Below are 12,336 nucleotides of genomic sequence, written 5' to 3'. Positions count from 1 at the left end.
TGTCAGGCTATATTGGGGGCTGCTTCGCAGCCCAGCGGGAGCAAGCTCCCTCGCCACAAAAGCGGTTGGCCAGCGATAAGGAATGCTTGATGTTACCCCTGTACAAAACCATCCCATCCCCCGTTGGCCAACTGATCCTCGTTGCCCGGGATACCAAACTGGCGGCCATTCTTTGGGAAAACGAGCGCCTCAACCGCGTGCGCCTGGGGCCTTTGGAAGAGGACAGCCAGCACCCGGTCCTCAACGAAACCGAGCGCCAGCTCATGGAGTATTTCGCCGGCCAGCGCCGCCGTTTCGAGCTGGAGCTGGACTTTGCCGGCACCGACTTCCAGGTCCGGGTCTGGCAAGCGCTGCTGACGATTCCGTTCGGTGAAACCCGCAGTTACCGCGACATCGCCATCCAGATCGGCCAACCCTCGGCTGTGCGGGCGGTAGGCGCCGCCAACGGCCGCAACCCCATCTCCATCATCGCCCCCTGCCACCGCGTCATCGGCACCGGTGGCAGCCTCACCGGCTTCGCGGGCGGCCTTGCGGCCAAACAGTTCCTGCTGAGCCTGGAAGGTCAGCAGACGCTGCAGTTGGTGTTTTGAGCTATTTCATTTGACCGCGAACTCATAACACTGCAAATCCCTTGTGGGAGCGAGCCTGCTCGCGATAGCGCAAGGTCAGCTTGCAAGGATGTTGGAGGTGCCTGCGCCATCGCGAGCAGGCTCGCTCCCACAAATCGTGTGCAGTGCCCACTCGGCTCAGGTCGAAGGTTCTTTCGGCGCCAGCATGCGCGTCGGCGGTTTGCCGTTGGCGTTGTGCTGGAAAATCTGCGCCGGCTGCCCCAGTTCATTGAAGAACACCTGCCCGATCCCCGCCGAGTTCCACAACCGCTCTCCAGCCTCGGCGTGTTCGGGGGTGTGAGGAATGATGCGCATGCTGCGGCGCTTGGTGAACCAGTTCAGGGGCGAGCGGGGCGAGTAGAGCCAACGGTTCAGGCGATCGAACCATTCCAGCAGCGCCGGTGGGAACTCATTCTTGATGCCGCTGCTGGTGATCTGCCAGATGCGTGGACCGCCCTTGCGGTGCGGGATCAACACCTCATAGACGAAGGAATAATGCACATCCCCTGACAGCACCACGTAATTACCGGGTGTGCGCGAGTGCCGGAAAATGTTCAGGATCACTTGGGCCGCACCGCGATGAGCCATCCAGTTTTCCGCGTCCACCAGCAACGGATAACCGCACCAACTGAACACCCGCTGCACGGTTTCGATCAGCTTCACACCGAAGATCGGCGCCGGTGAAACAATGATCGCCGAGGGGTGATCCAGCAGTTCCTGCTGAAGTTCGCTCAGGGCTTCCCAATCGAGCAATCCCGAAGGCTGCTTGAGGTTGCGCTCGCTGCGCCAGCGGCGGGTGCGGGTGTCGAGCACCACCAGGGCCGGGGTGGTCGGCAATACGTAGTGCCATTGCTGGAAACCCAGCAGCGTGTCGATCAATTTGTCCTGCGGGCCGCTGTCCAGATACCGGTCCTGGGCGGTGTCGCTCAGGGCCACGGTTTGTTGGACTACGTCATCAAACGCGTCCGGGTTGTTGCCCCAGCCCTGGCAGAGCATGTAGGCGATCAGCGCGTTGCCGATGATGCGCTTTGAGAATGGGTGGCCGTAGGCCGTTTCTTCCCACTGCGCCGATAGATTCCAGTCATCGGTGATGTCGTGATCGTCGAAAATCATCAGGCACGACAGGTGCGCAAACACCCGCGCCGCGCCCCCAAGACCGGTCTTGAAGCCATTGATGCGCTGCTGTTCCAGCGCGTAGCGCTGGCGCCGCTCGGCGGTCAATTCCGGCGGTTGCGGGTCGATCAGCGTCCACGGCACGGGTGACCACACCAGCAAGTACATCGCCATGACTTCAGCGAAGGTCACCAGATGATTGTCGGCGCTGCTGCTGGTGAATATCGGCTTACGGGCCCCGCCGAAAAAACGCTCGCGCAGGGTTTCGTTGCTCTCCAGCGCCGGTAATAAATCGGCGCGGTGGTAGTAGCTGGCCGGGTGTTCATAGAGCTTGGCACTGTCTTCTACCACCGCGCCGTCCAGGCATTCCTCGAACAGCCCAAGCCGCTCGATCAAGGCATGAATCGCCCGCAGCATCGGCCCGGCGACGTCATCGGCATAGACCTGATCACCGCTCATCATCAACAACGCCGGACGCTGCTGCGGCGTTTGTGCCAACAGCCGGTCGACGCAGAGCAAGCCGTCGTTGGTCGGGTAGTGGGGTTTGCGGCAGGAGCCATGGACCAACTGATCGATACGCGAATGCAGGACGAAGTTCGGGCACTGCGCCTGGCCATACAACAGATGGGGCGCCCATTCGGCAATGGGGGCGCCGTCCACCAGCAGGTCATAGTCAATCGCCACGTCCAGGGGCAGGGCGGTGTCGGTGTCCAGTCGTATATCGATCAGGTGCACAAAAGCCTGCTGCCCCACGGGCACGACGGTGCAGTGTGTGGCATCCAGGGGGAGATCGCCGACACCGTCCACACGCAGCGTCAGCGTCAAGGAACGTGTGCCCACCAGCCACATCACCAGCCGCGTGGGTTCCAGCCGCCGCAATAGCGGGCCGACCAGGACGGGGGGCAGGGCAGGGGAGATGTCAGAGGAGGACGGCAACATTCGCGGGTAAAGCTCTGGTTCCGATGGAGGCGGGGATCATAACGCAATGCGCTGGGTAGCTGGGGCTCGGTGAAAAGGCGTAGTGCTCCGGCTTTTGTGGTGAGGGAGCACTGGGCTTTGTTGCATCACTGCACCTGGTTGGATGCTTGCGCGGCCTTGATCAGATCCGGCCCAATTTCTTTTTCAAACTTGGCCCACACCGGTTTCATCCTGTCGCGCCAGGCGTTGCGCTGCTGGGGCGTGAGGCTAATGATCTCGGTGGTCCCGGCGTCGAGGATGAACTGCTTGTCCTGCTGGTTCAGTCGATCCGCCTCACTGTTTGCATAGGCGGTGGCCTCGGCCACGATCTTGTCCAGTTCGCTGCGGATATCCGGCGGCAGGCCGTTCCAGAAGTCGGACGAGGCGATCAGCATGTAGTCGAGGATGCCGTGGTTGGATTCGGTGATGTACTTCTGTACTTGATGCTGTTTCTGGTTGTAGAAGTTTGAGTAGGTGTTTTCCGTGCCGTTGACCAAACCGGTGCGCAGGCCCTGGTACACCACGGAGAAAATCATCGGTTGGGGCCTGGCGTCCACCGCCCTGAATTGTTCTTCCAGCACGGCCGAACTCTGGACCCGGAACTTCAAGCCACGGGCATCCTCGGGTACACGCAAGGGTTTGTTGGCCGACAACTGCTTCATGCCGTTGTGCCAGTAAGCCAGGCCCGTGATGTTCTTGCTTTCCATGGACTTGAGCAGTTTCTGCCCTTGCGGGCTCTGCTGGAAGCGGTCCACCGCCGCAATGTCGTTGAATAGAAACGGCAAGTCGAACAACTGCACTGATCGGGTGTACTGGTCGAACTTGGCCAGCGAGCGCGCAATGATCTGCACGTCACCCAGCAGCAGCGCTTCCATCTCCTTGTCATCGCCAAACAGCGTGGAGTTGGGATACACCTCGACCTTCACGCGGCCCGGCAATCGTTCATCCACCAGTTTCTTGAACATCAACGCGCCCTGGCCCTTGGGCGTTTGCTCGGCCACTACGTGGGAAAACTTGATCACGATCGGTTCAGCCGCCATGGCTGAGCCCAATAGACTGAAACTCAAGGTAAAGGCGAGCGCTTTGCGAAGAGGTTTTAGCATGGAGAGGCTTCCCTTTTATTGGTCGACGGTGCGACACACAGGCTTAGCCCGACAGCGCGGTGGCGAGGGAGCAAACTCCCCCCGCCACCGCGCGTGTCTTCAGTCGGGGCTAGTTCATCCCAAGCCAGTTCGGCAAGGCCAGCGAGATCCATGGCACATAGGTAATCAGCATCAGGAACGTCAGCAGGATCATCAGCCATGGCATGGCTGCGCGGATGGTGGCGGGCAGGGACATGCCGGTCACTGCCGAGGTGACAAACAGGTTCAACCCCACCGGAGGCGTGATCAAGCCGATCTCCAGGTTCACCACCATGATGATGCCCAGGTGGATCGGGTCGATGCCCAGTTGCATGGCGATAGGGAACAGGATCGGCGCCAGGATCAGGATGATCGCCGAAGGCTCCATGAACGCACCGGCAATCAGCAGCACGATGTTGACCACCAGCAGGAAGGTCACCGGCGTCAGCCCGGCCTCGATCACCCACGCGGTGATTTGTTGCGGCAGTTGCTCGGTGGTCAGCACATGGGCGAAGAGCATGGCGTTGGCGATGATGAACATCAGCATGATGGTCAGCTTGGCCGATTCGAGCAGCACCTTCGGGGTTTCGCGAATTGTCAGGTCCTTATAGACGAACAATGCGATAAACGCCGAGTACACCGCCGCCACCGCAGCCGCTTCGGTCGGCGTGAACATCCCGGAATAAATCCCACCGAGGATGATCACCATCAACAACAGGCCCCAGGCCGCCTTGCGCGCTGTGGACAACCATTCGCGCAACGTCGCACGGGGCAGGGCGGGCAGGTTCTTTTTCACCGCGACGATGTAAATCGCCACCATCAACGATAACCCCAGCAGCACACCGGGAATCACGCCGGCCATGAACAGCTTGCCCACGGAGGTTTCCGTCGCCGCGGCGTAGACCACCATCACGATCGAGGGTGGAATCAGGATACCCAAGGTGCCGGCGTTGCAGACGATGCCGGCGCCAAACGATTGTGGATAACCCGAGCGCACCATACCGGCAATGGCGATGGAACCGACCGCCGCTACGGTCGCAGGGCTTGAGCCCGATAATGCCGCAAACAGCATGCACGCCAGCACCGCCGCAATCGCCAGACCGCCACGGATATGCCCGACGCAGGCGTTGGCAAAGTCGATCAGGCGTCGCGCCACGCCACCGGTGGTCATGAACGCACCGGCCAGCAGGAAGAACGGAATCGCCAGCAGTGTGTAGTGTTCAGATGTTTCGAACAGCTTGATCGCCAGGGACCGCACTGAGTCCGGGCTGAAGAAAATGATGGTCAGGGAACCGGCCAGCCCCAACGAAATGGCGATGGGCACGCCGATAAACATCAGCACGAACAGCGCCACGAACAGGAAGGCAATGGTCATGGCTTGTCTTCCTCGTGTTCAGTCAATTTGATGGCTTCCGCCGCTTCATCGGCCAGGCCCAGGCCTGTCTGACGATTCATCAGGATGCGCACGAGAATTTCCGCGAAACGGATAAACACCAACGCAAAACCCACCGGCACGATCAGGCCGATGTGCCATTGCATGATGCCGAAGTGGCCCAGGTCCTCTGCGCCGATCTGCGCGATCATCAGGGTGTTGATCCACTCGAAACTGGCGACGGCCAGCAGCCCGGCGTAAGTCAGGCAGCACAGGCAGGCGATCACGCCGATAAAGCGTTGTATTGGTTTGCTCGCCAGTTTCACCAGCGCATCCACGCCGATATGCCCGGCCGTGCGCACGCCGTAGGACAATCCGAAAAAGATCAGCCAGCCAAACAGTGCCTTGGTCAGCGAGCTGCTCCAGGTCATGGCCTGGGCCATGCCCATGATGCTGTCGCCAATGGCGAACGCCGGCTCGCTGGCGGCAGGCCAGTTATCGCCGAGGCTATAAAAAACGGTGTAGAGGTTGTTGAGCACCACATAGACGAAAGTAACCAGCGTCATGGTGGCCAGAAGAAAGGCAATGAAACCTTCCTCGAAGTGTTCCCAGATGCGCCGAAGGGCGTTCATGGATGACATCTCCTGCAGGGGGGACGACAGGCCGGCGCTGCCAGGGTGGCAGCACCGGCCAACCCATTACTGAGCCTTGTTGGAGGCTTCGGCGGCTTTGATCAGATCAGCACCGATGTCACCTTCAAACTTCTTCCATACCGGCTTCATCTTGTCGCGCCACTCGCCGCGTTCTTGCGGCGTGAGGGTGATGATTTCGGTGGTCTTGGCGTCCAGGATGCGCTGTTTGTCTTTCTGGTTCAGTTGCGCCGCTTCGTTGTTCACGTGGGTGGTGACTTCAACCAGAATCTTGTCCAGTTCGGTACGGATGTCGGGTGGCAGGCCGTTCCAGAACTTGGTGTTGGTGATCAGCATGTAGTCGAGTACACCGTGGTTGGACTCGGTGATGTACTTCTGCACTTCATGCATTTTCTGGCTGTAGATGTTCGAGTACGGGTTTTCCGCACCGTTGACCACGCCAGTCTGCAGGCCTTGATACACCTCGGCGAAACTCATTTTGCGCGGGTTGGCGTTCACTGCCTTGAACTGCTCTTCCAGCACTGCCGAGGCCTGCACGCGGAACTTCAGGCCACGGGCATCCTTGGGTTCACGTAGCGGCTTGTTCGCCGACAACTGCTTCATGCCGTTGTGCCAGTAGGCCAGGCCGGTGATGTTTTTGCTTTCCATGGACTTGAGCAGCTTCTGGCCTTCAGGGCTCAACTGGAAGCGGTCCACGGCGGAGATGTCATCGAACAAAAACGGCAGGTCGAACAACTGCACGGACTTGGTGTAGTGCTCGAACTTGGCAAGCGACGGCGCAATCATCTGCACGTCGCCCAGCAGCAGGGCTTCCATTTCCTTGCCATCGCCGAACAACGAGGAGTTGGGGTAGACCTCGACCTTCACTTTGCCTGGCAGACGCTCCTCCACGAGCTTTTTGAACAGCATTGCACCCTGGCCCTTGGGCGTTTGCTCGGCTACCACGTGGGAGAACTTGATGATCACAGGATCAGCCGCCATGGCCGTGCTCAACGCACTGAGAGCCAGCGTACAGGCGAGCGCTTTCCAGATAGGTTTGAACATTGTGGGGTTTCCTCGTTGTTTTTGTATTTATCGTGCGGGCTCATTCAAAACACAGCGCACGGCGGACAGTTGCAAGTCTAGGCAGAAAAACAGTTTGCCGGGGGATTGTGACGGTCAGTACGGAAAAAATCGCGAGTATTGGCTAACGCCTCAAAAGGGTGCGTTAGAGCCTTCCAGGGCCGGGGCGATAACCTTCGGGACCGAAACAGGGCGAAAGGTTTCAGCCTGCAACTGTAACGGGGGTCAGGAAACCATAAAAGAGAAATAATGGCTACTGGCCTGTTGTCCGCATCAAACCCCGCAGCGAGGGATTTAATCCCGGTGAGGACGTGAAAGGGTCCGTAATAGCCTTGTGATGTCATCCATGGCTGAGCCAGAATCTCCCTGCCGGACTCTACTGGCCCCAGGAAGCCTGGAACGCTTTTCAACCCCCACAAGGATTTACGGATGATCGATTTCAACAACAAAGGCTTCTTCAAGCTCAAGCAAAACGATGAGTATGCCGAACGTGTAACGGCCCTGTTGCTGGACGGCGAACAGGTCATCGACGCCTATAAGTCCATGCGCGACGGTGTGGTCTTCACCAATAAACGCATCATTGCGGTGAACGTGCAAGGCATCACCGGCAGCAAAAAAGACTTCACCTCTCTGCCTTATAAAAACATCGTGGCCTACTCGGTAGAAACCTCCGGCACCTTCGATCTGGATTCGGAGCTGGAGATTTACTTTTCATCCCTGGGCAAAGTGAAGTTTGAATTCACCGGCAAGACGGGCATTGTCGAAATATCGAGACTGATCTCTAAGCACCTTTTGGCCTGATGTCAGTGGGCGCGAGTCTGATCGCGATGACGGCGGCATATTCAGCATTACTGATTCAGCCAGACCGCTATCGCGAGCAAGCCCGCTTCCACAGTTTTTATCGGTGGTGTTCACAGGTTTTTGTGCCCGACACAAATCCCCTGTGGGAGCGAGCCTGCTCGCGATGACGGCGGCACATTCAGCATCGCCGGTTCAGATAGACCGCTTTCGCGAGCAAGCCCGCTCCCACAGTTTTGATTGGGGGTGTTCACAGGTTTTTGTGCCCGCCACACATCCCCTGTGGGAGCGAGCCTGCTCGCGATGACGGCGGCACATTCAGCATCACTGGCCCAGACCGACCGTGAAGTTCAGGGCTTCAGCGCCGGGCCCTTCAACTCGATCTGGTTGCCGTCTGGATCGAAGCAGTAGACCGACCAACCTTTTCCCTGCGCGCCATAGCGCATCTGCGCTTTCTCAACGCTCAGACCGGCTGAGGCCAAATGAGCGAGGAGGGCTTGTTCATCGAACGGCTCGATGCGCAAGCAGAGGTGGTCGACATTGTGCCCTTGCTTGCCAGCCGCCGGCCCACCCTCGCGACCCAGCGGCCCGTCGACAGCAACCAGATCGATCATCGAAACACCGGTGCTGAGGTGGAGCATCCCAAGATCGTCCCGGCGCTTCTTGAGTTCGCAACCGAGCACCGAGGTGTAGAACGCGAGACTGCGATCAAGGTCCTTCACCCGCAGGACGATATGGTCAATACATTGAATCGTGAAGTTCCTCATACAGGCCTCGTTATCCGCGATGTTCATGGGCAGGCGGTTGTTGGTTAGTGTGACGAGACATAGATAGAGGGGGTGGAGGGGGCCGGCAATGCATAAGTCGCCTTCATCCATTCGATCTCTGCCTGGGGCGTGCGGCCGAAAAAGCGTTTGAACTCACGGCTGAATTGCGAGGCGCTTTCGTAGCCTACGTTGAACGCCGCTGCTGAAGCGCTCATGGTGTTGCGCAGCATCAGTAATCGCGCCTGATGCAAGCGCGTCGATTTCAGATACTGCATGGGTGAAGAGTCGGTCACACTTCGAAAGTGCAGGTGAAAGTTGGGCATGCTCATGCCCGCCTCGTGAGCAAGGGACTCCACGTCCAATCGTTCCTGGTAGCAACTGTGGATCTTGCGGATCGCGCGAGTGATCTTGCCGAAGTGACCCTGCCGATTAAGCGCCGCGCGCATTGAGCCACCCTGTCCGCCGGTCAGGATGCGGTAGTAGATTTCCCGAATCAGAGATGGCCCGAGTATTTGCGCGTCGACCGGACTGCTCATCGCTTCAAGAAAACGCAGCGTCGAGGCGCGCAGCAAATCGTCCATTGGCGAGGCATACATACCCTTGGGTTGGGCATTGCTGGGTCCGAGGGCGTCGTCTACTTGCAGCATCAACTCGCTGGCCAGTTGAAAGTTCAAACGCATGTAAACCGCCAGCATGGGCTCTGTCTCGCTGGCGTCGGTTTCCATGGTGAACGGCGCCGGGACAGACACCACAAGATAGTGCTGGGCGTCATAAACGTAGACGCCATTTCCCAGATAGCCGCGCTTGCGCCCCTGACACAGAATGACAATACCTGGGTCATACAGAACCGGTGTGCGGGTTAACGGCCGGTTCGAACGCAAAAAGCGAATGTCCTCCAGTGCGCTGAGATTGTAGCCTTCGACCGGCGCGAGCTTTTCCATCAACTGCACCATGCGCGAGGTGGGTGGGGCGGCCTGGGTCATTGATCTCACCTTTTGCCTGTCGTTCAACCATCGGTCGAGCGGGTCAGGGCTTCCCATTGATCAATCTCACTGGCCGCACAGCTGAGCTTGTCACGTACCAGGCTTAGCGCATCACTGCCCAAGAGCAAGTGCGCAGGAGGCGTCGGGCTGGCAATCAGCTGCAACATCGCTTGCGCCGCTTTTTGCGGGTTGCCGAGCTGTTTGCCGCTTTTCTCTTGGCGCGCTTTACGTACCGGGTCGAAACTGGCGTCGTAGTCGGCAATGCTCCGTAGGGTGCGCTGCATCGAACGACCCGCCCAGTCCGTGCGAAACGAGCCAGGCGCCACGGCGGTCACGTAGATGTTGAAAGGTAGCAGCTCTTTGCTCAGCGTATCGGAGATACCTTCGAGCGCAAACTTGCTCCCACAGTAGTACGCAATACCCGGCATCGTGATCGTGCCACCCATCGAGGTGATATTGAGGATTCGACCGGCTCGGCGCTTTCGAAAGTAAGGCACGAAAGCCTTGGTCACCGCGACCGCGCCGAACACGTTGACGTCGAATTGGCGGCGCATCTGCTCCAGCGGCGACTCCTCGAAAATGCCCTCATGACCATAACCGGCATTGTTCACCAACACATCGACCGGGCCGTGAGTCGCCTCTGTAGTCGCGACTACGCTGTCGATCCGGTCGAAGTCAGTGACATCCAGAATGACGCCGTGAGCGCGATCCACATTGAGTGCCTCAAAGGCCCGCAAGGCCGCTTCACTGCGCACAGTGCCGATGACACGATGGCCTGCGGCAAGTGCTTCTTGTGCAAGAGCCTGGCCGAAGCCACTGCTCACTCCCGTGATGAATAGGGTTTTTCTGCTGTGCATGGCAAGTTCCGATAATTAAGTACGAGGCCATGGTAGCGATCGAAAACGGCGGCACCTATGCCGGTTTGCCTGGGAGCATTGCCTATTCCTATCAGAGCGGCCCGCCCCTGTTAACGGCTTGAATCAAAAGCTGCGCCCGCTATCGGCGGCTTGAATAGCGGGCGAATAAACATGATTCAAACAATTGTCTAGACTCATGTTCTTACTCTGGAAGCTGCACGGGAGGGATTCCAGTGAACTACCTCAATGACTACACCAATCTGAACGAAACGCTGAATAAAAGCATCATGGAGCTGGCCCCGAAGGAGCGGCGCGACGGCAAAAAGACCACCTTGCTTTTTACGCCGGATACCGCCTTCGATTCAAAACCTTTGACCTTGACCACTGGCAGTTATCCCTTTACGCCGATAGGCAGTCTTGGCATCACACAGGTAGATACCGCCGGAACGGAGTGGCGGCATGTCCGGGCTCAAGTCAGAAACAGACATGGCCTTACCACCGATTATGGAAATCCTGACCGGGCTGATCAACTGGTCTTGTTGGATACCGCAGATGCCGTGAAGATCAAAGAGGCCGTGGCGCGTGATAAACAATTCACCAAGGGAAGCTTCTACCTCCCCGACGTCGTGCAAACGTTTGGGACCACCAACCCCATCACCACCTACGCGGCTCAGCAGGTGCTTGAGCGCAGAGCCGCCTTGTTTCAGGCAATCCCCGACCCGACCGCACTCGGCTACTGGAACCTGCTCCAATCGGACCCGGCCGCCCAAGCGAAGATTTATAACTGGCTTCAAAACTACGGCGGTATTTCCCATAAGTTCTCCGTCCATGACCGAAAATCGGGCGACCGGATTCATAACCACTTCGCAAACCTGGAGAATTCAAACGCCGTGCATTTTGCTAGCGAAACCCGTGGGGAATATGCCGCCGCCAAACTGCTGATTACCGTCCTGGGCGATGAATACCAGATGAAGATCGGCAAGGCGTCTTCAGGGCGCAACAACGGCATCGACCAGATATGGGTCAAGCGTAATCTGCAAAGTGGCGTGGTCGAGGAATACATCATTGTCGAATGCAAAGGCAGCAAGGACGCGGAACTTGGCGAAGCCAAGTACGGCTGGCAAATGTCCCCTTGCTGGGTGTTCTACTGTCTGGTTGGCCTGTTGGGAACGAACGGCAATCTCGCCAGCACCTCAACGACGGATGTCTACGCCAAGACCACCATGGTTAGAAAAATTCTCGACGCGTTGATCAATCCGGGGCCACCCGTGGTTAAAGGACTGGTCATTCAGCCAATGACAAAATCGATCACCGCACCCAATTCAATCGAGATGAGCGATCTGGGCGCTTACGATCTGGTCGAGCAATATACGAACGCTTCGGCAGGGCACTTGAAATTCCATAATGCCCAGGTGTTTAACGGCGCTATGTTCTAGCCCCTGTGAGGCAGGCAGCGCGGTCTCTGCAACCGACCATCGGTGGACTTCAAGACCATGAAAAAGCAAGAACAGGACACGCTTCTTCAAACCCTGAAAACCCTGAAAATCCGCTTCGACCAAAACCCCCAGCGCCACCCAAACATCTCCTGGGCCGACGTCCAAACCCGGCTCGAAGCCAACCCCAACGCCCTGAAATCCCTCCAGGCCATGGAAACCACCGGCGGCGAACCCGACGTCATCGACCAGGACAAAGAGTCCGGTCTCATCACCTTCTGCGATTGCGCCAAAGAAAGCCCGACCGGCCGCCGAAGCCTCTGCTACGACCGCGCCGCCCTGGACGCACGCAAGGAAAACAAACCCAAGGGCAGCGCCGTCGAAATGGCCGAAGCGATGGGCATCGCCCTGCTGACGGAAGATCAGTACCGCGCCCTGCAAACGCTCGATGAGTTTGATGCGAAAACGTCCAGTTGGCTGGCGACGCCCCCTGAACTTCGCACGCTCGGCGGGGCGCTGTTCGGTGATTACCGCTATGAGCGAGTGTTCATCTACCACAATGGCGTGCAGTCGTATTACGCGGCCAGAGGGTTTCGGGGGTTGCTTTGTGTTTGA

General features: G+C 58.3%; 12 protein-coding genes. 4 read left to right on the top strand and 8 right to left on the bottom strand.

The features are described 5' to 3' along the window. Positions 1-89: 89 nt before the first annotated feature. A complete protein-coding gene (locus tag MA884_RS13055) occupies positions 90-590 on the top strand; it encodes a methylated-DNA--[protein]-cysteine S-methyltransferase (protein ID WP_256230918.1) in 501 nt (166 codons plus the stop codon). A gap of 156 nt (positions 591-746) precedes the next feature. Here MA884_RS13055 and MA884_RS13050 read toward each other — a convergent pair whose 3' ends face one another. The 5 genes from MA884_RS13050 to MA884_RS13030 all read right to left on the bottom strand — a co-directional run bounded on the left by MA884_RS13050 (position 747) and on the right by MA884_RS13030 (position 6,865). After that, positions 747-2,660 (bottom strand): alkaline phosphatase D family protein, encoded by a 1,914-nt coding sequence (locus MA884_RS13050; protein ID WP_256230917.1) that lies wholly within the window; start codon positions 2,658-2,660, stop codon positions 747-749. 125 nt (positions 2,661-2,785) lie between these two features. After that, positions 2,786-3,781 carry a TRAP transporter substrate-binding protein gene (locus tag MA884_RS13045; protein WP_256230916.1) on the bottom strand — a complete coding sequence of 332 codons (996 nt, stop codon included), beginning with the start codon at positions 3,779-3,781 and terminating at the stop codon, positions 2,786-2,788. A gap of 109 nt (positions 3,782-3,890) precedes the next feature. Then, complete coding sequence (gene dctM / locus MA884_RS13040; protein ID WP_256230915.1) at positions 3,891-5,174, bottom strand: C4-dicarboxylate TRAP transporter large permease protein DctM; 1,284 nt, start codon at positions 5,172-5,174, stop codon at positions 3,891-3,893. Then, entirely contained in the window at positions 5,171-5,803 is a 633-nt protein-coding gene (locus MA884_RS13035; protein WP_256230914.1) for a TRAP transporter small permease, read from the bottom strand. Before MA884_RS13035 ends, dctM begins: the two co-directional genes overlap by 4 nt. A gap of 66 nt (positions 5,804-5,869) precedes the next feature. After that, positions 5,870-6,865 carry a TRAP transporter substrate-binding protein gene (locus tag MA884_RS13030; RefSeq protein WP_256230913.1) on the bottom strand — a complete coding sequence of 332 codons (996 nt, stop codon included), beginning with the start codon at positions 6,863-6,865 and terminating at the stop codon, positions 5,870-5,872. A gap of 447 nt (positions 6,866-7,312) precedes the next feature. On the opposite strand from MA884_RS13030, the gene MA884_RS13025 reads away from it, so the two are divergent. Continuing rightward, positions 7,313-7,684 carry a PH domain-containing protein gene (locus tag MA884_RS13025; RefSeq protein WP_256230912.1) on the top strand — a complete coding sequence of 124 codons (372 nt, stop codon included), beginning with the start codon at positions 7,313-7,315 and terminating at the stop codon, positions 7,682-7,684. 347 nt (positions 7,685-8,031) lie between these two features. Here the strand turns inward: MA884_RS13025 and MA884_RS13020 are convergent, their stop codons facing one another. The 3 genes from MA884_RS13020 to MA884_RS13010 are packed head-to-tail and all read right to left on the bottom strand — an operon-like array spanning position 8,032 to position 10,288. Further along, positions 8,032-8,448, bottom strand: coding sequence for a VOC family protein (locus MA884_RS13020; RefSeq protein ID WP_256230911.1), 417 nt, complete (start codon positions 8,446-8,448; stop codon positions 8,032-8,034). A gap of 44 nt (positions 8,449-8,492) precedes the next feature. Further along, positions 8,493-9,431: an AraC family transcriptional regulator gene (locus MA884_RS13015; protein ID WP_256230910.1), complete on the bottom strand. Its 939-nt coding sequence runs from the start codon at positions 9,429-9,431 to the stop codon at positions 8,493-8,495. Positions 9,432-9,454: 23 nt separating this feature from the next. Then, positions 9,455-10,288 carry an oxidoreductase gene (locus MA884_RS13010; protein WP_256230909.1) on the bottom strand — a complete coding sequence of 278 codons (834 nt, stop codon included), beginning with the start codon at positions 10,286-10,288 and terminating at the stop codon, positions 9,455-9,457. Between the two features lie 233 nt (positions 10,289-10,521). Here MA884_RS13010 and MA884_RS13005 point away from each other — a divergent pair, with 233 nt between their 5' ends. Both MA884_RS13005 and MA884_RS13000 read left to right on the top strand, forming a co-directional pair. Then, the gene (locus tag MA884_RS13005; protein WP_256230908.1) at positions 10,522-11,724 is read left to right on the top strand and encodes a hypothetical protein; all 1,203 of its coding nucleotides are present in this window, start codon (positions 10,522-10,524) and stop codon (positions 11,722-11,724) included. Between the two features lie 57 nt (positions 11,725-11,781). Then, positions 11,782-12,336, top strand: a complete 555-nt coding sequence (locus MA884_RS13000; RefSeq protein WP_256230977.1) for a DUF4256 domain-containing protein — start codon at positions 11,782-11,784, stop codon at positions 12,334-12,336.

Origin of the sequence: Pseudomonas sp. Q11, assembly GCF_024494355.1 — a bacterium.
In the GTDB taxonomy this organism is placed as follows: Bacteria; Pseudomonadota; Gammaproteobacteria; order Pseudomonadales; family Pseudomonadaceae; genus Aquipseudomonas; species Aquipseudomonas hefeiensis.
Note: the sequence above shows the minus strand (reverse complement) of the source record. Positions and strands in the feature narration are given on the sequence as shown.